The sequence below is a fragment of the Microvirga flavescens genome (assembly GCF_003290125.1).
Classification (GTDB): Bacteria; Pseudomonadota; Alphaproteobacteria; order Rhizobiales; family Beijerinckiaceae; genus Microvirga; species Microvirga flavescens.
The window spans coordinates 357,343-378,696 of record NZ_QMKH01000001.1 but is presented as its reverse complement, the minus strand read 5'-3'; the positions used below and the strand labels follow the sequence as shown (position 1 = coordinate 378,696).

The 21,354-nt window shown below is 61.8% G+C and carries 15 protein-coding genes and 1 tRNA gene; 10 read left to right on the top strand and 6 right to left on the bottom strand.

Going from position 1 to position 21,354, the window contains the following annotated elements; genetic code table 11:
• Nucleotides 1-19: 19 nt before the first annotated feature.
• Both DQW91_RS01605 and DQW91_RS01600 read left to right on the top strand, forming a co-directional pair.
• Entirely contained in the window at nucleotides 20-682 is a 663-nt protein-coding gene (locus tag DQW91_RS01605; protein WP_112661824.1) for an arylesterase, read from the top strand.
• A gap of 60 nt (nucleotides 683-742) precedes the next feature.
• Nucleotides 743-1,792 carry an aldo/keto reductase gene (locus tag DQW91_RS01600; protein WP_112661823.1) on the top strand — a complete coding sequence of 350 codons (1,050 nt, stop codon included), beginning with the start codon at nucleotides 743-745 and terminating at the stop codon, nucleotides 1,790-1,792.
• 113 nt (nucleotides 1,793-1,905) lie between these two features.
• On the opposite strand, the gene acs is transcribed toward DQW91_RS01600, so the two are convergent.
• A complete protein-coding gene (gene acs, locus DQW91_RS01595) occupies nucleotides 1,906-3,858 on the bottom strand; it encodes an acetate--CoA ligase (protein WP_112661822.1) in 1,953 nt (650 codons plus the stop codon).
• Between the two features lie 294 nt (nucleotides 3,859-4,152).
• Here acs and DQW91_RS16470 point away from each other — a divergent pair, with 294 nt between their 5' ends.
• A complete protein-coding gene (locus DQW91_RS16470; RefSeq protein ID WP_157961302.1) occupies nucleotides 4,153-5,889 on the top strand; it encodes a calcium-binding protein in 1,737 nt (578 codons plus the stop codon).
• A 69-nt stretch (nucleotides 5,890-5,958) separates the two neighbouring features.
• On the opposite strand, the gene DQW91_RS01585 is transcribed toward DQW91_RS16470, so the two are convergent.
• Genes DQW91_RS01585 through tsaD form a run of 3 tightly spaced genes read right to left on the bottom strand, consistent with a single transcriptional unit; the run spans nucleotide 5,959 to nucleotide 8,428 of the window.
• On the bottom strand, nucleotides 5,959-6,372 hold the full coding sequence (locus DQW91_RS01585) for an EVE domain-containing protein (RefSeq protein ID WP_112661820.1): 414 nt from the start codon (nucleotides 6,370-6,372) through the stop codon (nucleotides 5,959-5,961).
• A gap of 2 nt (nucleotides 6,373-6,374) precedes the next feature.
• The gene (locus DQW91_RS01580; protein ID WP_112661819.1) at nucleotides 6,375-7,376 is read right to left on the bottom strand and encodes an NAD(P)H-dependent glycerol-3-phosphate dehydrogenase; all 1,002 of its coding nucleotides are present in this window, start codon (nucleotides 7,374-7,376) and stop codon (nucleotides 6,375-6,377) included.
• Complete coding sequence (tsaD, locus tag DQW91_RS01575; protein WP_112661818.1) at nucleotides 7,373-8,428, bottom strand: tRNA (adenosine(37)-N6)-threonylcarbamoyltransferase complex transferase subunit TsaD; 1,056 nt, start codon at nucleotides 8,426-8,428, stop codon at nucleotides 7,373-7,375. Before tsaD ends, DQW91_RS01580 begins: the two co-directional genes overlap by 4 nt.
• Nucleotides 8,429-8,615: 187 nt before the next feature.
• On the opposite strand from tsaD, the gene hemC reads away from it, so the two are divergent.
• The 5 genes from hemC (at nucleotide 8,616) to DQW91_RS01550 (ending at nucleotide 13,323) form a co-directional block, all read left to right on the top strand.
• Entirely contained in the window at nucleotides 8,616-9,536 is a 921-nt protein-coding gene (gene hemC / locus DQW91_RS01570; protein ID WP_112661817.1) for a hydroxymethylbilane synthase, read from the top strand.
• Complete coding sequence (locus DQW91_RS01565) at nucleotides 9,536-10,267, top strand: uroporphyrinogen-III synthase (RefSeq protein ID WP_112661816.1); 732 nt, start codon at nucleotides 9,536-9,538, stop codon at nucleotides 10,265-10,267. The genes hemC and DQW91_RS01565 overlap by 1 nt, the downstream gene beginning before the upstream one ends.
• Before the next feature lie 63 nt (nucleotides 10,268-10,330).
• Nucleotides 10,331-11,578: a COG4223 family protein gene (locus DQW91_RS01560; protein ID WP_112661815.1), complete on the top strand. Its 1,248-nt coding sequence runs from the start codon at nucleotides 10,331-10,333 to the stop codon at nucleotides 11,576-11,578.
• A 19-nt stretch (nucleotides 11,579-11,597) separates the two neighbouring features.
• Nucleotides 11,598-13,151, top strand: coding sequence for a heme biosynthesis protein HemY (locus tag DQW91_RS01555; RefSeq protein WP_112661814.1), 1,554 nt, complete (start codon nucleotides 11,598-11,600; stop codon nucleotides 13,149-13,151).
• 96 nt (nucleotides 13,152-13,247) lie between these two features.
• Nucleotides 13,248-13,323: transfer RNA gene (locus DQW91_RS01550), tRNA-Thr, on the top strand.
• A gap of 156 nt (nucleotides 13,324-13,479) precedes the next feature.
• Here the strand turns inward: DQW91_RS01550 and DQW91_RS01545 are convergent.
• Nucleotides 13,480-16,719 carry a calcium-binding protein gene (locus DQW91_RS01545; RefSeq protein ID WP_112661813.1) on the bottom strand — a complete coding sequence of 1,080 codons (3,240 nt, stop codon included), beginning with the start codon at nucleotides 16,717-16,719 and terminating at the stop codon, nucleotides 13,480-13,482.
• A gap of 738 nt (nucleotides 16,720-17,457) precedes the next feature.
• On the opposite strand from DQW91_RS01545, the gene DQW91_RS01540 reads away from it, so the two are divergent.
• Nucleotides 17,458-19,407 (top strand): calcium-binding protein, encoded by a 1,950-nt coding sequence (locus DQW91_RS01540; protein WP_198411745.1) that lies wholly within the window; start codon nucleotides 17,458-17,460, stop codon nucleotides 19,405-19,407.
• Between the two features lie 115 nt (nucleotides 19,408-19,522).
• Here DQW91_RS01540 and DQW91_RS01535 read toward each other — a convergent pair whose 3' ends face one another.
• Nucleotides 19,523-19,759, bottom strand: coding sequence for a hypothetical protein (locus DQW91_RS01535; protein ID WP_112661811.1), 237 nt, complete (start codon nucleotides 19,757-19,759; stop codon nucleotides 19,523-19,525).
• A gap of 502 nt (nucleotides 19,760-20,261) precedes the next feature.
• Between DQW91_RS01535 and DQW91_RS01530 the strand changes: the two genes are divergently transcribed.
• Nucleotides 20,262-21,347: an ABC transporter ATP-binding protein gene (locus DQW91_RS01530; protein WP_112661810.1), complete on the top strand. Its 1,086-nt coding sequence runs from the start codon at nucleotides 20,262-20,264 to the stop codon at nucleotides 21,345-21,347.
• The last annotated feature ends 7 nt before the right edge of the window (nucleotides 21,348-21,354 follow it).

Sequence of the window (21,354 nt, the reverse complement as noted above, 5' to 3'; positions counted from 1 at the left end):
CCATATAGGAATCATATCGATGAAGCGCCAATCGGGCCTGTTCATGGCAATCATTTTTGCGTGTGCGGGTTTTGTCGCGGAAATGGCCGCATTCCCGACTTCCAGCTTCGCGCAGGCCCAGCCCATCCGGCTGGTCGCGCTGGGCGACAGCCTCAGCGCCGGTTACCTGCTGCCGCAGGAGGCCGCGTTCCCGGCCGCCCTCGAGCGCGCCCTCAAGGCGAAGGGCTACAATGTGGAAATCATCAATGCGGGGGTCTCGGGCGACACCTCCTCCGGCGGGCTCGACCGGCTCGACTGGTCGGTGCCGGACGGAACGGATGGCGTGATCGTGGAACTCGGGGCCAACGACATGCTGCGCGGGCTCGACCCCGCCATTCCCAGGCAATCCATCGAGACCATCGTGGAGCGGCTCAAGGCCCGCAACATCGGCGTGATGCTGGCGGGCATGATGGCCTCCCGCAATCTTGGCCCCGACTACGCGCAAAAGTTCGATCCGCTCTATCAGGACATTGCGAAGAAGCACGGCCTTGTGCTCTACCCCTTCTTCCTGGAGGGAATCGCCGGCGACCGCTCCTTGAACCTTCCCGATGGCCTTCACCCGACGGCCAAGGGAGTCGAGGTCATCGTCGAGCGCATCCTGCCGAGCGTCGAGGCCTTCCTCGCCACTCTCCCCAAACGCTGACATCCGTTAGCGCCCTTCCTGCCTGAACGCGGCGGTCCTCCCGTCGCGAGGAGCCTTGCCATGCACTATCGCCGCCTCGGCCGCACCGATCTCAACGTCAGCCTGATCTGTCTCGGCACCATGACCTGGGGCCAGCAGAACACCGAGGCCGAAGGCCACGCGCAGATGGATTACGCCCTCGAGAAGGGCATCAACTTCTTCGACACGGCGGAACTCTATTCCATTCCTCCGAAGGCGGAGACGCAAGGTTCGACCGAGCGCATCATCGGCTCGTGGTTCAAGGCACGCGGCAATCGCGACAAGGTAATCCTCGCTTCCAAGGTCGTCGGCAGCACGGACATGACCTGGTTTCGCAAGGACGGCTCGAAGGGCGAACTCTCGCGCAAGCAGATCGAGGAAGCCATCGACGGCAGCTTGAAGCGCCTGCAGACCGATTACATCGACCTCTACCAGCTCCACTGGCCGGATCGTCCCATGCCCTGGGGCTCGAACCCGACGGTCTACCGGCCCGACACCCAGAACGGCGATGGCATCGCCATCGAGAAGACGCTGTCCGTCCTCAACGATCTCGTGAAGGCCGGCAAGATCCGCCATGTCGGCCTCTCCAACGAGAGCGCCTGGGGCACGATGAAGTTTGTCTCGACTTCCGAGACGAAGGGCTTGCCGCGCGTGCAGTCGGTGCAGAACGCCTACAACCTCGTCAACCGCACCTACGAGGTAGCGCTCGCCGAGGTGACCGCCCGTGAAGGCGTCGGCCTTCTCGCCTATTCGCCACTGGGCCAGGGCTATCTCACGGGCAAGTATCTCGGCGGTGCGCGTCCGGCGGGAGCCCGCACCACGCTCTTCAAACGCGGCCAGCGTTATGAGACGCCGGGTGCCGAGATTGCGATCCGTAAATATATCGAACTTGCCCGCGAGTTCGGGCTCGATCCGGCGCAGCTCGCGCTCGCCTTCGTCAATTCACGCCCCTTCGTGCATTCCAACATCATCGGCGCGACGTCGATGGAGCAGTTGAAGACGGATATCGCTTCCATCGACGTGACGATCACGCCGGAGCTCGAGGAGCGGATCAACGCGATCCATCTCCTGCATCAGAACCCGTGCCCGTGAAAAGCAAACGGGCGCTCTAAAGCGCCCGTTCTGAAAGTCAGATCTCGTGAAAGGGATGCGCCTGTTGAGTCGGGCGCATCCCTTTTTCGTTTCATGCGTAGAGGCGCTTCTTATCAAGCCGCTTCGGTGCGCTTGTTCTGGCGGTTCTCGACGAGATCGTCGACGACGCCCGGATCGGCCAGCGTCGAGGTGTCGCCGAGGTTGGAGAACTCGTCCTCCGCGATCTTGCGCAGGATGCGGCGCATGATCTTGCCGGAGCGGGTCTTCGGTAGTCCCGGCGCGAACTGGATGAGATCCGGCGAGGCGATGGGGCCGATTTCCTTGCGCACCCACGCCACCAGTTCCTTGCGCAGATCTTCTGTGGGCTCCACGCCTTCCATCAGCGTGACATAGGCGTAGATGCCCTGTCCCTTGATGTCGTGCGGATAGCCGACGACGGCGGCTTCGGACACCTTGATGTGGGCGACGAGGGCGGATTCCACTTCCGCCGTGCCCATGCGGTGGCCGGAGACGTTGATGACGTCGTCGACGCGGCCGGTGATCCAGTAATAGCCGTCCGCATCGCGGCGGCAGCCGTCGCCGGTGAAGTACTTGCCCGGATAGGTGGAGAAGTAGGTCTGGATGAAGCGCTCGTGATCGCCGTAGACCGTGCGCATCTGTCCCGGCCAGGAATCCGCGATAACGAGGTTTCCTTCCGCCGCGCCTTCCAGAACCTTGCCGTCGGCATCGACCACTTGCGGCTTCACGCCGAAGAAGGGCCGCGTCGCGGAGCCGGGTTTGAGCTTCGTCGCGCCGGGCAGCGGCGTGATGAGAATGCCGCCGGTTTCCGTCTGCCACCAGGTGTCGACGACGGGGCAGCGGTTGTCGCCGACGACGCGATAATACCATTCCCACGCTTCCGGATTGATCGGCTCGCCGACGGAGCCGAGGAGGCGCAGGGACTTGCGCGAGGTCTTCTTCACCGGCTCTTCGCCCGCCTGCATGAGCGAGCGGATCGCGGTCGGCGCGGTGTAGAAGATGTTGACCTGATGCTTGTCGATCACCTCCCAGAAACGGGAGATCGAGGGATAGGTCGGCACGCCTTCGAACATCAACGTCGTCGCGCCGTTCGCGAGCGGGCCGTAGACGATGTAGGAATGGCCGGTGACCCAGCCGACGTCAGCGGTGCACCAGTAGATGTCGCCCTCGTGATAATCGAAGACATATTGATGCGTCATCGCCGCGTAGACGAGATAGCCGCCGGTGGTGTGGAGCACGCCCTTCGGCTGACCCGTCGAGCCCGAGGTGTAGAGGATGAAGAGCGGATCTTCCGCATTCATCGGCTCGCACGGGCACTCGTTCGTCACCTGGGCGGCGGCCTCGTCATAATAGACGTCCCGGCCCGGCACCATGTTCACGGGCGAGCCGGTGCGGCGCACGACGAGGACGTGATCGACGCCGCCGACGCGGTCCAGCGCTGCGTCCACATTGGCCTTGAGGGGAACCTTGCGCCCGCCGCGCAGGCCTTCGTCCGCCGTGATGACAAAGGCGGACTTCGCATCCTCGATGCGGCCCGCAAGCGAATCCGGCGAGAAGCCGCCGAACACCACGGAATGGATCGCGCCCAGCCGCGCGCAGGCGAGCATCGCGTAAGCGGCTTCCGGGATCATCGGCATGTAGATCGTGACGCGGTCGCCCTTTTTCACGTCGCGGTTGCGCATGACGTTCGCCATGCGGGCTACCTCGTCGTGCAATTCGCGATACGTGATCTTCTTGGATTCCGACGGATCGTCGCCTTCCCAGATGATCGCGACTTGATCGCCGCGCGTCTCGAGATGCCGGTCGATGCAATTGTACGCCACGTTGGTGACGCCGTCCTCGAACCAGCGGATGGAAACGTTGCCCGGCCCGAAATTCGTGTTCTTCACGATGGTGAAGGGCTCGAACCAGTCGATGCGCTTGGCTTCCTCACCCCAGAAGCCTTCCGGGTCCTTGATCGACGCCTCGTATTTCGCCCGGTAGCCGGCATCGTCCAGATAGGCGCGGCGGCTCCACTCGGGCGAGACATCGTAGATCTTCTCTTGCATGGCGTTTCTCCCAGACTTCTGTACCTAGTTGGTTCTAGCTTTACGGAAAGACAGAGGCTGCGGGCAAGCGCAACCGGCTCGCACTTTGGTCGTTGCTACTTTCGGCGTTGGATTTTGTATCCATTAGTTGTGCAACCCAGAGAGGCTATGCAGAAATCGCCACCCTGAAGATTTGTGTGAAAAAATCACCCGACAAGCTTGATAAGGGAAATTTCAAAGCCCATGCTAATGAAACATTATAATATATTAAATCGAGCAAAAAACCGATAGCCGGTTTCTGTCATGGGGATTCAGATGTCTTATTCCGTTTACCGCAACGGACCCGAAATCCGTATGGACGTATCAGAGGGAAAGAACCCTTATGATCTTGAGGTGGAGGGTCTAAGCGACGGCGGATGGATCTCCTGCTGGATGGAAGGCTCTGCTACGGGACCCGGACAGGAACTATTCTTCCAGCGGTACAATGCCAAAGGCGAACCGGTTGGCACTGTAATACAGGTCACGAGCCCTCCGGTTGCCCCTGCAAGCACGGGACTGAACGGCCACGGGAATGTCACATTGATGGCAGACGGCGGCTGGCTCATCACGTGGGTTAATACTACGGCCACAGAGTCGACCGTCTATCAGCGCCGTTACGACAAGAATGGCGATCCGCTCAATGATGGACAAGTCATTGGCACTCCAACCGATGGTTTCAACCGCAACACCTATGCTGCAACCCTTAGCGATGGAAGCTACGTTGTGACGTGGGCACAATCAGCAACGTCAAGTGCGGATTTTGATGTTTATCAGCAGCACTTCGATGCTGACGGCAATCCCCTTGGTACGGAAAGCATCATCAGCTCGACGACAACAAATGACCAAGTGCGCTCGCAGATCGCAGCGCTGAAGGATGGCGGTTGGGTTGTCACATGGTACTCCGGCGGGGCGACCGGAGGGGAAATTCATCAGCAGCGCTTCAACAGCAGTGGCTCCAAAGTCGGGGCCGAGACAATCGTAAATGCAACGACCGCCGACAGACAGAGCATCCCGGACATCGCGGTCCTAGCAGATGGCAGCTATGTCATCACTTGGCAGTCGAACCTGCAGGACAGCAGCGATTTTGGCGTCTACCAGCGCCATTACGATGAAAACGGAAATGCCATCACAGGCGAGATACAGGTGAATACCTCTGTCCAAGGTTACCAAGGCGATGCCAACATCGCCGCTTTGGCTGATGGTGGCTGGACCGTAACGTGGCAGGGCGCAGATCAGAATCAGGCTGGCGTCTATCGTATTTTTCAGCAGACCTTTAACAGCAATGGTACTCAGCGTGGAGGCGAGACAATTGTTGATTTCGCTGCGCCCGGAACGGAAAATGCCGCTTCCCGCGCCAGCATCGCCGCATTGAAGGACGGTAGTTGGGTTGTCATTTACGCTGTCGGAGAAACGGAAGGGGCGCCCACAGCCGCATATGTGCAGCGCTTTGGCGTTAACTACGTGCCCGATCCTGTCATCGATGACAAGCCGGATCCCGTCGTAGCCCTGAACTGGGCCGGCACAGCTGGTAACGACGTAAAGGTGGGTACGATTCTCGACGATGTCCTGCGGGGGCTTGCAGGCAAGGATACCCTCTCGGGCGGCGATGGCGATGACAGGATCTATGGCGGCTATGGCAACGACCTGCTCACCGGCGATGCGGGCAAGGACATCTTCGTGTTCGACGCCAAGCTCGGAACATCGAAGACGGACCGGAAGGTGAATTTCGACACGATCACCGACTTCAAGGTCGGGCAGGACAAGATCTGGCTTGAAAACAAGATCTTCACCAAGCTCGGGAAGAAGGGGAGCGAAACCAAGCCCCTCGCGCTCGCAAAGAAATACTTTGCGGTCGGCGACAAGGCCAAGGATGACGATGATTACATCCTCTACAACAAGAAGACCGGCATCCTCTCTTACGATCCTGATGGCAACGGTTCGAAACCGGCAATCGAGATCGCAAAACTCTCCAAGAACCTGAAGCTGACGAATAAAGATTTCTTCATCGTCTGATGCTCATCCTGACATCCGGCGTGCGTGGCGCTCTCACAGGTGTCCCGCACGCGTGGAGTGAGGGGACTTCTACAGCCCGCCCATCTTGCAGATCAGCGCCCATTCCGCATCCGTCACCGGCTGCACGGACAGGCGCGAATTGTTGACGAGGATCATGTCCTTGAGCTTCGGCTCGACCTTGATTTCCTCCAGCGTCACCGCGCGCTTGAAGGGCTTCACGGCGTTGATGTCCACCATTCCGAACTTGCCCGTCTCATCCGTGTGGTCGGGATAGTATTCCTTGATGACCTCGACGATGCCGACGATCGCCTTGCCCTCGTTGGAATGGTAGAAAAAGCCCTTCTCGCCCTTTTTCATGGCCATCAGGTTCTGCTTGGCGACGTGGTTGCGCACGCCGTTCCAGAACGTGCCCTTGTCGCCCGCCGCCACCTGTTGGTCCCAGGACCAGACGGACGGTTCCGATTTGTAGAGCCAGTGCGCCATTCCTATCCCCATTCCTCGGATTTGATCGGCCTTGCCATCAACGCCTCGATGGCCTGATCGAGGTTCCACGTTCCGGCGAGAACCTGCGCCACCGCTTCGGCGATGGGCATTTCCACGTTCCTCGCCTTGGCCAGCGCCAGGAGCGCGCCCGCCGTTGTTGCGCCCTCCACCAATTTACCGCCGGAGGCCGCCTCGGAAGCAAGGCCCTGGCCGAGCCGCTGCCCGAAGGCGAAGTTGCGGGATTGGGCGGTGGAGCAGGTGAGCACCAGATCCCCGAGGCCGGACAGGCCCATCAGGGTTTCCGCCATGCCGCCATAGGCTTTTGCGAAGCGCAGCAATTCGGCAAAGCCGCGTGCGATCAGGGCCGCCTTGGCGCTCTCGCCAAGGCCTTTCCCGGCCACCGCGCCGCTGGCGATGGCGAGCACGTTCTTCGCCGCGCCGCCGATTTCGACGCCGCGCACGTCGGTGCGGTGATAGACGCGGAAGGTCGGGCCGGAGAGGGCGTTCGCCCAGGTTTCGGCAAGCGCGGCCTCCCGGCAGGCGAGGGTGACGGCGGTGGGCAGGCCCCGCGCCACATCGTCCGCGAAACTCGGCCCGGAGAGCACGGCTACCGGCGCGCCGGGGCGAACTTCGCTCACGATGTCGCTCAAAAAGGCGTTGCTGCTGCGCTCGATGCCCTTGGCGCAGAGAATGAGAGGCGCGTCGGCGCTCAGGATCGGCGTCAACGCCGCCGTCATGTCCCGCGTGGTCTGCGCCGGCGTGACGAGAAGGACGCATTGCGCCTCGGCAAGCGCGGTCAGGTCGTCAGTCGGGCGAACATTCGGATGCAGCAAGATGCCGGGCAAAAAGCGCTCGTTCATTCCCGTTGCGGCCAGGGTCGTCGCCTGGTCCGGGTCGCGCATCCAGAGGGTGACGTCGTTTCCGGCGACGGCTGCGACATTGGCGAGGGCCGTTCCCCAGGCTCCCGCTCCTGCAATGCCGATGCGGGGCCGGGTTGCGCTCACGCCTTCGCCCCCGCCTCGTCGCGGCTGGTATCGAGCGGCCAGCGGGCGCGGGCCGGGGTCGTGATGTCGTCGATGAGGCCGAGGCGCAGGCGCTCGAGGCCCGCCCAGGCAATCATGGCCCCGTTGTCGCCGCACAGGTTCACCGGCGGCGCGACGAGCTTGAGGCCGGTTTCCACCGCAAGGCGTTGCAGGGTGGCGCGCAGGGTCTGGTTGGCGGCAACGCCCCCCGCCACGACGAGGGCCGTCGGGTGCCCGGCAATGTCGCGGAAGGCGCGCAGGGCCGTGCGGGTGCGGTCCACCACGATATCGGCGACGGCGGCCTGGAAGCTGGCGCACAGGTCCGCCACGTCGCTCTGACTGAGCGGCGCGACGCGCTCCGCCTCGAGGCGAACGGCGGTCTTGAGGCCGGAGAGGGAAAAGTTCGGCTCGGGTCGCCCCTGCATGGGCCGGGGCAGGTTGAAGCGTTCCGGGTTGCCCTTCGCGGCCTCCCTCTCCACATGCGGCCCGCCGGGATAGGGGAGGCCCAGAAGCTTCGCCACCTTGTCGAAGGCTTCGCCGATGGCGTCGTCGATGGTGGTGCCGATGCGGACATAATCGCCGACGCCCTTCACCGCCACGAGCTGCGTATGCCCGCCCGAGGCGAGGAGCAGCAGATAGGGGAACGCGATGCCGTCGGTCATGCGCGCGGTCAGCGCATGGGCCTCCAGATGGTTCACGCACATCAGCGGCTTGCGGGTGACGAGCGCCAGCGCCTTGGCGGTGGTGAGCCCCACCAGCACGCCGCCGATCAGGCCGGGACCTGCCGCAACCGCAATGCCGTCGATCTCGTTGATGGTGGTATTGGCGTTCTTCAGCGCCCGGTCCACCAGCCGGTCGATGACCTCCAGATGCGCGCGGGCCGCGATTTCCGGCACGACGCCGCCATAGGCGGCATGCTGCGCGATCTGGCTCAGGACCTCGTTGGAGAGGATCTCGCCGCGTCCGTCGAATCCGACGCCCACCACGGCGGCGGCGGTTTCATCGCAGGTCGTTTCGATACCGAGAATGCGCATTCGACGTCCCAGAGCCGGTTTTTGGAAACAAAAACTTCGGGCTTCACGGCCCGTGTATCCTCCCCCTATAGTCCGCCGCGCCGCACAAGATCAAACACCGATCACGCGGACCTTCCGCGAGCGGGCGGCATAACCGGAATTTAAGGGCGCGACCGTCAATGCCGCGCCGACAAGAGACGAGATGAGAATGGCGGAAAGACTGACGATCGGCACGCGGGGCAGCCCCCTGGCGCTGGCGCAGGCGCACGAAGCACAAGACCGGCTGGCGCAATCGCTTGGCTGGAGCGCGGAGCAACTGCCGCTCAATCTTATCAAGACCACCGGCGACACCATTCAGGACAGGGCGCTGTCGGAGGCGGGCGGCAAGGGCCTCTTCACCAAGGAGCTCGACAACGAGCTTCTCGACGGGCGAATCGATCTCGCCGTGCATTCCTCCAAGGATCTGCCGACGGTTCTGCCCGAGGGCATCGTGATCGCCGGATATTTCCCCCGTGAGGACGTGCGCGACGCCTTCATCAGCCGCCGCGCGGCGTCCTTGAGCGATCTGCCGCAAGGGGCCGTGGTCGGCACCGCTTCGCTCCGGCGTCAGGCGCAGGTGCTGCGTCTGCGGCCCGACCTCAAGGTCACCCTGTTGCGTGGCAATGTGGAAACGCGCCTCGCCAAGCTCGACCGGGGCGAGGTCGATGCGACGTTGCTTGCGATGGCGGGCCTGCGGCGGCTCGGCCTCACCGAGCATGTGACCGCCGTTCTCGACACCGCCGATTTTCTCCCCGCCGTCGGGCAGGGCGCCATCGCCATCGCCGTACGGGAGAAGGACGCGCGGGTGCATGAGGCCTTGGCGCCGATTCTCCATGCCGAGACGGGTTATGCGCTCGCGGCGGAGCGGGCGTTCCTGTCAGTTCTCGACGGCTCTTGCCGCACGCCCATCGCAGGCCATGCCCGCCTTGAGGGCGGGGCGCTTGTCCTGCGCGGCCTCGTCCTTCGCCCGGATGGGTCGGACAGCCTGTCAGTCACGAAAACCGGCGCGCCGCAGGATGCCGAGGCGCTTGGGCGCGAGGCCGGTCTCGACCTCAAGGCCCGCATGCCCGCCGGGTTCTTGAACATCTGATGCGGGTTCTCGTCACACGGGCCCGGCCCGATGCGGAGCGCACCGCGAAGCGTCTCGTTGCTCTCGGTCATGAGGCTGTGATTGCGCCGATCCTCGAGATCGTCCCGACGGGCGCGCCCCGGCCCCCTGGGCCGTGGGAAGCGCTCATCGTCACCAGCGCCCATGCGGTTCCGGCTCTTGCCGCCATCGAGGACAAGGACCACCTCGTCTTCGCCGTAGGCGGGCGGACAGCCGAAGCCGTTGCGGAGGCGGGCTTCACGTCCATTCTGACGGCGGAGGGCGATGCCGTCTCCCTTGCCGCCATGATCCGGCGTGATCTTGCGCCCGGCGCGGCCCTGCTCCACGTCACCGGCCTTCACCACAAGGCGGAGCCCGATGCCTCGCTGCGCATGGCGGGCTTTGTGGTTGAGGTGTGGGAGGCTTACGAGGCGCGGGCGGTTCCCGTTCTTCCCGCCACTGCCGCAGAGGCCCTGCGGGCTGGCCGGATCGACGCCGCGCTCCATTATTCCCGCAGGAGCGTCGATATTCTGCTTCGGCTGGTGGAGGAGGCCGGGCTCTCACCCGCGTTCCGTGCTTTTCGGCATGTTTGCCTCTCGGCGGATGTCGCCGCGCCGCTGCAAGGCTTTGCCGCGACCCCGGTGGCGATTGCCGCGCGGCCTGAGGAGGAGGCCCTCTTGCAAGTCTTGCAGACCATGCAGACTTTCGGAAAACCGTCTCATCGGCCATCCTGAGGCTTAGGAGACCGATCATATGCCGCATTCAGGCCTCGCAGATGCCGCGCTCAAGGATGTCCAGTGACTGATTTCAACGACTCTCCCTCCGCATCTTCCAACGGCAGGAAGCCCGCGCGCGAGCCGGCGACGCTCGACTTGAAGGCGACCGTGCTCGACGAGGGCGCGTCCGCGTCGAATGCGGCCTCGGAAGGACAGCCGGTGGACGAGCCGGCTCCCTTCGAGGCAGGCCCCGGCGTCGATGCGATCAAGGACGAGGCGAAGACCGAGGGCGGCAACGGGCGCTCCACGCCGCCTCAGCCCCCGGTCTCCCGCCTCGACAGGTTTGGGCCGCTCGCCGGTGCGGGCATTCTCGGCGGGCTTGTCGGCGCGGGCATTGTGCTCGGCGTGCAGGCCGTTGCGCCGATCGAGAACCCGAGTCTTGCCCAGGTTGAGAAGAAGGTCGAAAAGATTGCGCAGCTGACGAGCGCGGGCATCATGGAGGCGCGCGTCGCGCAGCTCGAGGAATCGCGCCGGCTGATGGCCGAGCGGCTGCGGCGGAACCAGGCACTGGCTGGGCGCGCCGACCAGCGGGCCGTGGAAGCGCTGTCCCGCCCGCTGCCCGAGCCCGCCGCCCCGCAGGATAATGCAGCTCTCGAAGGGCTCTCGAAAAAGCTCGCCGCGCTGGAGGCGCAGGTACAGGGCGGCGCGCAATCGGCCACGGACACCGTGCAGGCCCTGCAGCAGCGCATCGCTGAGCAGGAGAAGCAGATTGCCGCCCTTTCCGGCCAGGTTTCCGGCAGTGTGTCGGACGCCGCCGAGGCGAGCGTGAAGATCGCCCTTGCCGAACGCCTGAACGCCGCCCTGCGGCAGGGCGCGCCTTATGCGGACGTGCTCACCGCCCTGCAGAAGGTCGAGAAAGACAACGCGCGGCTTCAGGCCCTCGCGCCGTTCGCGCAAGGAGGCGCGCCGACGGCGGACAGCCTCGCCCGCAGCTTCAAGCCCCTCGGCACGGCCATTCTGCAGGAGGCGCGCGGCGCATCCGGCAGCTTGAGCGATCAGGCGCTGCGGCTTCTCGATAAGGTCGTGACCATCCGCGCCGTCAACGCGCCGGATGCCTCCGGCGTCCCCGCCCTCGTGTCCCGGATCGAGGATGCGCTCGCGCAGGGCGATGTCGTCAAGGCCGTCGCGGTCTGGGAGGCGTTGCCGGAACCCTCGCGCCGCCTCTCCGAGGAATGGGGACGCCTCGCCAGGCAGCGGGCTCAGGCCGATGCAGCGGCCAAGGCGGTGGCGGCGGACGCCCTCGCCGGCCTCAACAGGCCGGCCCGATAACAGAAGGATCGACTGCAACATGTGGCGCGTTCTCGTCTTCATCGGCCTTTTGTGCATCGCAGCCTTCGGCGCGGTCTGGCTCGCGGATCGCCCCGGCACGGTTCTCGTGACCTTTGCCGGTTATGAAATGCGGACTTCGGTGGCGGTCGCCGCTGTCGGGATCATCGGCATCGCGGTGCTGCTTGCCCTGGTATGGGCGGTGGTGATGGGAATCCTGCGCCTGCCGTCGCGCCTCACCTTCGCGTCCCGCGCCCGCCGTCGGGCGCGCGGCTATCAGGCGGTGTCGCGCGGCATGGTGGCGGTCGGCGCGGGCGATCCGGTTTCCGCTCGGCGTTACGCCAACGAGGCGGAGCGGCTTCTCGGGGCCGAGGCGCTGACGCTGCTTCTGCGCGCGCAGGCCGCGCAGATCTCCGGCAACCGCGCGGCGGCGGAAGCCGCCTTCACGCAGATGATGGACGAGAGCGAGACCCGTGTTTTGGGCCTGCGCGGCCTCTTCGTCGAGGCCCGCCGCCGGGGCGATGCGCCTGCCGCGCGCGAATACGCGCTCGAGGCGACCCGCCTTGCCCCCGCCGCTGCCTGGGCGAGCGATGCGGTGCTCGAGGCGCAATGCGCCGAGCGCGATTGGCGCGGGGCGCTCGGCGCCATCGAACGCCGGGCCTCCCTCGGTCTTCTCGACAAGCCCGCCGCGAAGCGCAGCCGCGCGGTGCTGCTCACCGCCGATGCCCTGGACCGCGCCGAGCGCGACAGCGAAGGCGCGCTCGATAGCGCGCAGGATGCGCTCAAACTCGCGCCCGATCTCGTGCCCGCAGCAGCGTTGGCGGGAAAGCTTCTCTCCCACAAGGGCGAATTGCGCCGCGCGGCCAAGGTGGTCGAGACCGCTTGGCGGCGGCAGCCGCATCCGGACCTCGCGGAGGTCTATCTCAACCTGCGCCCCGGCGATTCGGCGCTGGACCGTTTAAAGCGGGCCGAAACGTTGCTGAAGCTTTCCAACGACGCGCCGGAAGGGCGGCTCGCCGTCGCCCGCGCGGCGCTGGAAGCGCGGGAATTCGCCCGCGCCCGCGCGGTGCTGGAGCCGCTTGTGGCCGAACGCCCGACCATGCGCGCCTGCCTCCTCATGTCCGATCTCGAACAGGCCGAGCATGGCGCGACCGGCAAGGGCCGCGAATGGCTCGCCCGGGCAAGCCGCGCGCCGCGCGATCCGGCCTGGATCGCCGATGGCGTCGTCTCCGATACCTGGGCTCCCATCTCCCCCGTGACGGGCCGTCTTGATGCCTTCGTCTGGCAAGCTCCGCCGGATGTGCTCATCGCCCCCGAACTCGCCTTGAGCGACGAGGTGACGGCGGATCTCGACGAGGAGCCGAAGGTTCTCCCTCTGCCGCCCCGGGATGAGGCCGCTCCGCAGCCGCTCCCGCTCTCAACGCAAGGCCCTGACGCGAGCCCTTTGGCAAAGGAGCCGCTGCCTAAGCCTGCGCCTGCCGCTCGGCCGGAGCCGGTGGTGTTTCCGTTGAACCATTCCCCCGACGACCCCGGCCCCGCCGAGCCGCCGCCGCTGGCTCGAACCTTGTTCCTGTAAGTTCCCGCGGTTTGGCGCTGCAAATACTCGCCAACCCCTTGCCAACCGGGAGGGCAACGGCTATGAGGTCGCCCTCTCCGATCAGTCGATCGCGACGCCGCAATAGCTCAGCTGGTAGAGCACCTCATTCGTAATGAGGGGGTCGGGGGTTCGAATCCCTCTTGCGGCACCATTCTTCGCTCAAAGACTTAGCGGGCAAGCAAACCCAGCAAAATGCTGAAAATTTGAAATTTTCGGCGCTATTGCCAACTCATTTCCCAATTAACAAAAGCAAAGTGCCGCCACAGTTTGCACCGGGCGGCACTTTAGAGACTCTATTTCGCGTTCACTAGATCACGAAGAAGTCGTTGTAATAGAGCTTCGTCTTGTTGGTGAGGGTGGCAAACTTCACCTGAGCCGATTTCCCGGTTCCGTCGGCATCGTAGTACAGGTTGCCGGTCTTCTTGTCGTAGATGATCCGATCATCCGCGTCGTGAGCCTTCGTGCCCTCATAAAACATGCCCGACTTGAGCTTCTCCGGCTTGGTCGGTGTACCCTTACCCAACTTCTTGAAGATAGCATTATCAAGCCAGATGCTGTCGTCTTTAGACTTGAAATCGTAGATCTTGTCTACATTCTTGCTCTTGTGCAAGCGTGTGTCGAAGATGAACGTGTCCTTGCCCGACCCGCCATAAAGCTTGTCATTGCCTTCCAGACCATAGATCTTGTCGTTCCCGCCCATGCCTTTCAGGATATTAGCGGCAGCATTTCCTCTGAGGACGTTGGAGCCGTTCGTTCCCGTCAGCGTCATGTTGACACCATCGGCAAGGGTAGCGTTGACGGAGGAAGGCAACTTGGACAGATCGTAAGCTGTCTTCAGCAGAACAGTGTTATTGCCCTCGTTGTCGATGATCACATCGCCGGCATCGTCGATGACATAGAAATCATCGCCTCCACCGCCAATCATCGTATCCGCGCCAATGCCGCCGTCAATCCAGTTTCCGGCAGCATTGCCGGTAATAGTGTTGTTCAGCTCATTACCCGTGAGGATGAGCGCGCCACCACCGATACCAGTCAGCGACTCGATATTCGCACCGAGGGTATAGTTGGCATCTGCGAAGATTGTGTCGGTGCCTTCACCAGCTTTTTCGACAACGACATCACCGAAGCTGACGTAATAGCTGTCGTCGCCTTCCCCGCCGATCAGGACATTCGCAGCGCTGTTCCCGACCAGAACGTCGTTAAACCGAGATCCGATGACGTTCTCGATCTCCGAATAGGTGTCACCTTGAGCATTGCCTCCGGCACCTTGTCCGGTGGCAAGGTTGACCGCCACGGCTGCTCCGGAATTGGAGTAATCTACCGTGTCAATGCCGCCTCCGCCATTCAGCGCATTGGCGTCCGCATCAGTGATGAACGTGTCGTTATAGCTGGAACCGATGGCGTTCTCGATGCTCTCATACTTATCGCCCTGAGCATGCCCGCCTGAGCCAATTTTGGCGGCAAGGTCCACCACGACACCAGCATTGGACCTTACGTAGGAGACGGTATCGCGCCCTCCATTGCCTCGCAGGATGTCGTTTCCTGCCCCGCCTTCAAGGGTATTGGCGTTGTCGTCACCGATGAGCGTGTCGTCGTGGGCGCTGCCGATCAGGCCCTCGATGCTTGTTGGTGCGCCTTGGTGAGTGTAGAAATCGCCCTCCGCATCGCCCTTGTTCAGAGTACGGTCTGCCAGCGAAGCCGTCACACCTTTGGTGGCATTCTCGTAGGACGCGAAGTCAATGCCGGCACCACCAACCATGGTGTCACCACCAGCGCCTCCACGAAGAATGTCGTCCCCATCGCCACCGTCCAGGAAGTCGTTGGCCGTCCCGCCAATCAGCGTATCATTACCGCCGTAACCCCAGAACTCGTTGTATGTGTTAGCGGCGCCGATAAAGGTGTCGTCATATTGAGTCCCGCCATACGCATCGATCTTGATATAGAAATCGCCCTTCGCTTCGCCGGTGCTCCTGTTAGCCGCGCCTGTATTAAGCAGATCGAGCGTGATGCCTACGCCGGCTCTGGAGTATTCATAAGTCGCGATATCCCATAGATCGCCGCCTTCAAGTGTATCAGCTGCTTCACCCGCACCACCATAGAGCCGGTTGACGCCGCCGCCACCGTAGATGTGGTTCGCGCCCGCATTGCCGCCCAGAATATCATTGCCGGCACCGCCGTTTAGATTTTCGATCGACACATAAATGTCGCCCAACGCATCTCCCGTGTTGGCGAAGTCGCCACCCAGGCTCGCGTGCAGAGCTGAACTGCCAGCGTAATCGGCCATATCAGCGTCGCCTGCGCCGCCGTCAAGAAGATCCGCGCCTGCGCCACCGTTGAGAATATCGCTCCCGGCGCCACCGTAGAGCTTGTCGTTTCCGACACGCCCGAACAGAATGTCTAGGTCAAACTCGGTGCCGTAATAAATATCGTCGCGCGCTGTCCCCTCGACTGTGACGGCTTTGATGCGTGGATCGACGATTGTCGTCGAGACACTTGCTCCACCAGGATATGTCGGATCATGCCATGTGATGGCCAAGCGTCCATCCGTCATTTCCGATATCGCAGGTGTGTATTGCTGCCCTGCGCCGTCGTTTGCAGCCCGAGCATTGACGAGGATCTTACCGCCGATCTTACCATCGGCTTCAATGATGCTCACATAGACATCGCCATTATCGACTACTTTGCCATCTGAACCATAAACGATTTCAGTATAGACGACAGCAGTTCGACCTCCTCGCAACGCTGTTGCGCCGACGTAGTCGAACTGGTCCAATCCATTTCGCGTGATCTCAACGGTCGCGCCGCTGGACAACTTTGCTGTTAAGGTCTGCCCGTTATTGTAAACAATGGCGGAAGCGCCCGTTAGACTGCCCAGATCATCCTTTAAAGCGACCACATCCGAGCGGGAGCCCGACCCAACTAGCGTTTGCGCGCTAAGGGCACCGCTCGCGGACATCGCCCGGTAATATACCGTGCCGCTGATGGAATAGCTGACGATATATCTGTCGTCATCAGTGGCGATGACATCGACCCATTGAGCGCCGTTGTTTGACACTACATCGTAGGTATTAGCGATTGTTCCATTCGGGTTGTGCACCGAGAATTTGATAATGTTTCCGGTCTGATAAGCCGAGACAAATCCACCATCCAATTTGCTCGCTATCGCGGGCCGAGACTGGTTAGCGCTGACGATATTTTCTGCAATGAATTGCGTATCCTTGACCGTTCCATCGGCTTTGAATATGCGAAATTTGTAGCTCCAACCGTTGGCTGAACCCTTTGACTCCTGCCAGCTTACGACGAAGTCACCGTCCGATCCATAAGCCTGGATTTCCGAATCAAACTGCTTGTCGCCTGCGGTATCGACCGCCGTCCGCGTACCAACCTTTTGTCCGGCGCCATCATACCGCTGGAGATAAATACGACCGTCGTCGCTTTCGGTCCAGGACACCACGTACCCACCGTTTGGCAAGGCCGTGATATTCGTCTTTTGCACGCCCGATTTCGCCAGGACTAAGTCCTCGGTGCCCCAAATCTTTAATGTCATATCTTCATCCCTTTCACGGTCGTGGGCATCGGCCCGTCTCTTATCGAATCGAAAAGTCGATGTATTGGGCGAAGGTGATGACACACATGACGTAGCGTCTCGCTGGTTGAACAACTAGGAAAGTACGGAGCGACCATCTCGCGTGAAGCCGATGTGTGCTGTCGCACTCGTCCGGACTTTGCTTTGCCCAGTACTGCTTTGAGCCTCTCAGAGTGCTAGAGAATCAACGTTGCGTATGGAGAGACGGAAGACACCGCTGGGTGACCATCTCTTCGAGTTATTCTCAGATTGGGGAAGGTGCTTCTCCGGGCTGGCCCAGAGAAGCGCAACGGGACCATAGTCTCACCCGCACGAGTGTTCTCGCCGTTGGTACACAAAGCTGGTGCGGAGCCCGCGGCCCTTGGGTCGAGAAACGCTTATTTTGCTTAGGTTCTGCAAGGCGGTTTAGCATCCCTCTTGCGGCACCATTTAATTCCCAAAATCGTTGAGTTTGTTGCGGAAGAATTCCGCCGTTCGGCCGGGTCGCAGCCCTGCTGTCTGCCGCTGCTGTCGGAACAGGTGGTTAGGCTAATCGCAGCCGCGATCCTCTGGTTAGAGTGCAGCCGCACGTCGAGCGTCGCTCCGTGACTGAAGAGGCGACACGCCTCGAAATCCTTGTTGTTTGAATAGGGAAGACGCAACGTAATCGTGGTATTCGCGGATCAATTTTCAATGAAAGCCGATCCAGGAAAGATAAACATGGCAGCGCCTGCCCTTTGGGGTTTTTCTTTTACGCTTAACTCCACCACGGACAACATACAGCACAATTCGAAAGTGGCGGCTCTCAGGGATGGCGGCTTCGTGGCCGTGTGGGAAGATCTGAGCGCCAGCGGCGGCGACACCAGTGGCCGCGCTATTCGCGGACAACTGTTTAATGCCGATGGGACAACGCGCGGCGATGAGTTTCTCGTCAACAGCACAACGATTGGCGATCAGGTTACTCCGACGGTGGCGGTCTTCCCGGATGGCCGGTTTGTGGTCGCGTGGACGGAACATCCTGAATTTACTACTGCTTCCTATGTGCGCGCCTCGATCTTCAACTCAAATGGGACACCGACAGGCCCTGATTTTTTGGTCTACAACGTGCCCGGCTCGCAACCATATCTTAGAGAAAATGCCATTTCCGTCATCGATAATGAAAGCTTTTACGTCGGTCTCACAAAATCTGCGGCCAGTCCAAGCAATATTCGATTTAGTATTAAAGATTCAGTTCTTGAAAAGAACTACCAAGAATCTATCGGACATATAAGCGTTGACACTGGTGGTATAGCTGTTGTTGCCCTCAATAATGGAAATGTTGTTCAGTTTAATTCACTTTATGAAGACTCTGATGTCGGTACTCCCGGTCACATCTATTTTTCGATCTTGACGAAAGAGGGTGTCCTCGTTCGGGAAAATGTTCTTGCCCACACGACTCTGACAGGAGAGCAAACCAGACCTTCTGCGACGAAGCTCTCCGACGGCCGTATGGTTGTCACCTATATCCATTGGGATCCGGCCAGCGGCGATGGCTCGGGCCAGTCGATCCGGGCACAAATCATCAATGCCGACGGTTCGTTGGTCGGAACCGATTTCCAGGTCAACACCGTGACCGTGGGCGATCAGATCCAGCCGTCGGTGACGGCCCTGATCGATGGCGGCTTTGCCGTGCTCTACAACGATTTCAAATTGGGCGCGGCCGGCGACAAGGACATGGCCCGCATCCGGATCTTCTCCAAGGACGGCGTTGCCCTGGATCAGGATTACCACATCGCGATCCCGCAGGGGCCTGACGGGTATGAGGCCCAGACCGGCCCGGCTCTCACGACTCTTGCCGACGGCCGCATCATGGTATCGTGGACCAACGTCATCGGAGCAGGCATCGACAAGATCGACATCAAGGGTCAGATCATCGATCCACGCACCGCGGCTGTCACGGTCGATGGTACGTCAGCCGATGATCATTATTACGGCACGGCCTATGACGACACCTTCAGAGGATATGGCGGCAACGACACCCTCGAGGGCGGTGGCGGTTTGTATGACACGGCGGTTTATGCCGACGCCTATACAAAATACACGGTGACCACCAACAGCGACGGAACCGTCACGGTTGCCGGCCCCGACGGCATTGATACCTTGCGCGATATCGAGGTTCTTAAATTTGCCGATCGGACCGTGTCGCTGGGCACCGACACTGTGCTTTACGGCACTCCGGTCGCCGATTTCCTGCAGGGCGGAGCTGGCAACAATGTGATCTATGGCTATGCCGGCAACGACACGCTGCGTGGCGAAGCGGGCAACGACAAGCTCTATGGCGGTGCCGGCAAGGACACTCTCTACGGCGGCGATGGAAAAGACATCTTCGTCTTCGACACGAAGCCGAACAAGAAGACGAACGTCGACAAGATCGTGGACTTCTCCGTGAAGGACGACACGATCCATCTCGCCAAGTCGATCTTCAAGAAGATCACCAAAAAAGGCGTGTTGAAGTCGGGTGAATTTTATGCCGGCGCCGCAGCGCACGATGCGAATGACCGCATCATCTACAACAAGAAGACCGGAGCGCTCTATTATGACGCCGACGGTACCGGCTCCGCCGCGCAGGTCCAGATCGCCACGCTCTCAAAAAAGCTCAAGATGACGTACAAGGATTTCTACGTCGTCTGATCCTTCCTGTAGCGCCTCTCCCGCCCCTCTTCGGCTCTGGCTGAGAGGGGCTGGTTTGAATGATCGTGCAGAGTGAAGGTCGCGGCTTGCGCGGAAGCGCCTCTGACGTCCCGGCTCACTCGTCGCCGGGTTTTTCCGACAACGTTTCCTGCACGAACTGCACGAAAAGTTGCGCGGCGTTCTCACTCATCGAGCTGATGGCGGCTTCCTCGCAGCTCATGTGGAATTGCAGGCTGCCGAAGCGATCCGTTGCGGGGTCACGGACCTGGTAGGCGGCGATCGTGATGGCGCCGGCGCTGATCATGCGCTGCACGCGAACCTGATCGGCGCTGTCGTAGAGGTCTGTCAGCATGTGCAATCCCGTCGGTGGGAGACGACATGCCTAACCCGTACTGCGTGACGCTGTCGTGGCGCTTGCAGGATGATTGCTCGTGAAACCGGGACGGTGACCCAAGGAATCGGCTACAACTCTCATACTTTCGTTGCAATCGGTGCTTGCGATGGCCGGACTGCGAGGGCATGTCGGCGCTAGATGCCAAGTAATTCTTCGCCGTGCTGAAGTTTCTTCCCAGTCCTGTCGCACTGTTTATTTTGCGCTGCACCCAAACGCTACGTCAAAAGCTTGGCCATATCGATATATGGTAGCTGGCTACAAATTATTGCGAAGCTTTTATTGTCAACTTAGGCTCGTCCCATAAATAGCCGGGCTTGAACCCGGAATGACGAGGGAGATAACGCTTGGTGGCAGGGCTCGGCACGGCAGTGCTTGGGGTTGCGGGCGCGTTTGCGCCAGGCGCGGCCCGCCGGTTCGGGAAGATGCCGAACCGCCGTCGATCCGGTTTGGAGCACGCGCGATGACGCTGGTTCTGGATCGGGTCGGCAAAAAGGTCGGCGCGCAAACCTACATCGACGACGTGTCGCTGAGCCTCGAGCGCGGCTCGCTCAACGTTCTCCTCGGGGCGACCCTTGCGGGCAAGACATCGCTGATGCGCCTCATGGCCGGGCTCGACGCGCCGACAAGCGGGCGGGTCGTGATCGACGGCAAGGACGTGACCGGATGGCCCGTGCAGCGCCGCTCCGTCGCGATGGTCTACCAGCAATTCATCAATTACCCCTCGCTCAGCGTCTATGAGAACATCGCCTCGCCCCTGCGCGTGGCGCGACTTCCGGCGGCGGAGATCGAGGCACGGGTGAAGGACGCCGCGCGGCTCCTCAAGCTCGAGCCTTATCTCGACCGCAAGCCCCTGAACCTTTCCGGCGGGCAGCAGCAGCGCACCGCGATTGCGCGCGCTCTCGTCAAGCGCGCGGATCTTGTGCTTCTCGACGAGCCGCTCGCCAATCTCGATTACAAGCTGCGCGAGGAATTGCGCGAGGAATTGCCGCGCGTGTTCGCGGCGTCGGGCGCGATCTTCGTTTACGCGACGACGGAGCCGCAGGAGGCGCTGCTTCTCGGCGGCAACACGGCGACCCTGTTCGAGGGCCGCGTGACGCAGTTCGGCGTGACGCCGCAGGTCTATCGCCAGCCGAAGGACCTGACGAGCGCGCGCGTGTTTTCCGATCCGCCGCTCAACACGCTCACCGCACGCAAGAGCGGCGCGACGGTTGCGCTCTCCACCGGCGGCGAGGCGCGCGCGGCGGGCGCTTTCGCGGCGGTGCCGGACGGCGAATACACCGTCGGCTTCCGCGCGCATCATTTGGGCTTCGAGCCTCTGGGCGGCGATGCCTTGTCGATCCCCGCGACTGTCTCCGTTTCCGAGATCACGGGGTCGGAGAGTTTCATTCATCTCGATTCCGGCGAGCGGCGTTTCGTTGCCCTCGTTCCCGGCGTCAAGCGGTTCGAACCGGGCGCGTCCGTGACGGCTTATCTCGATCCGCGCCATCTCTTCCTGTTCGACGAAGCGGGCCGCCTCGTGGCGTCCGATCTTCCCAAAGCCGCGTGAGGAGAGG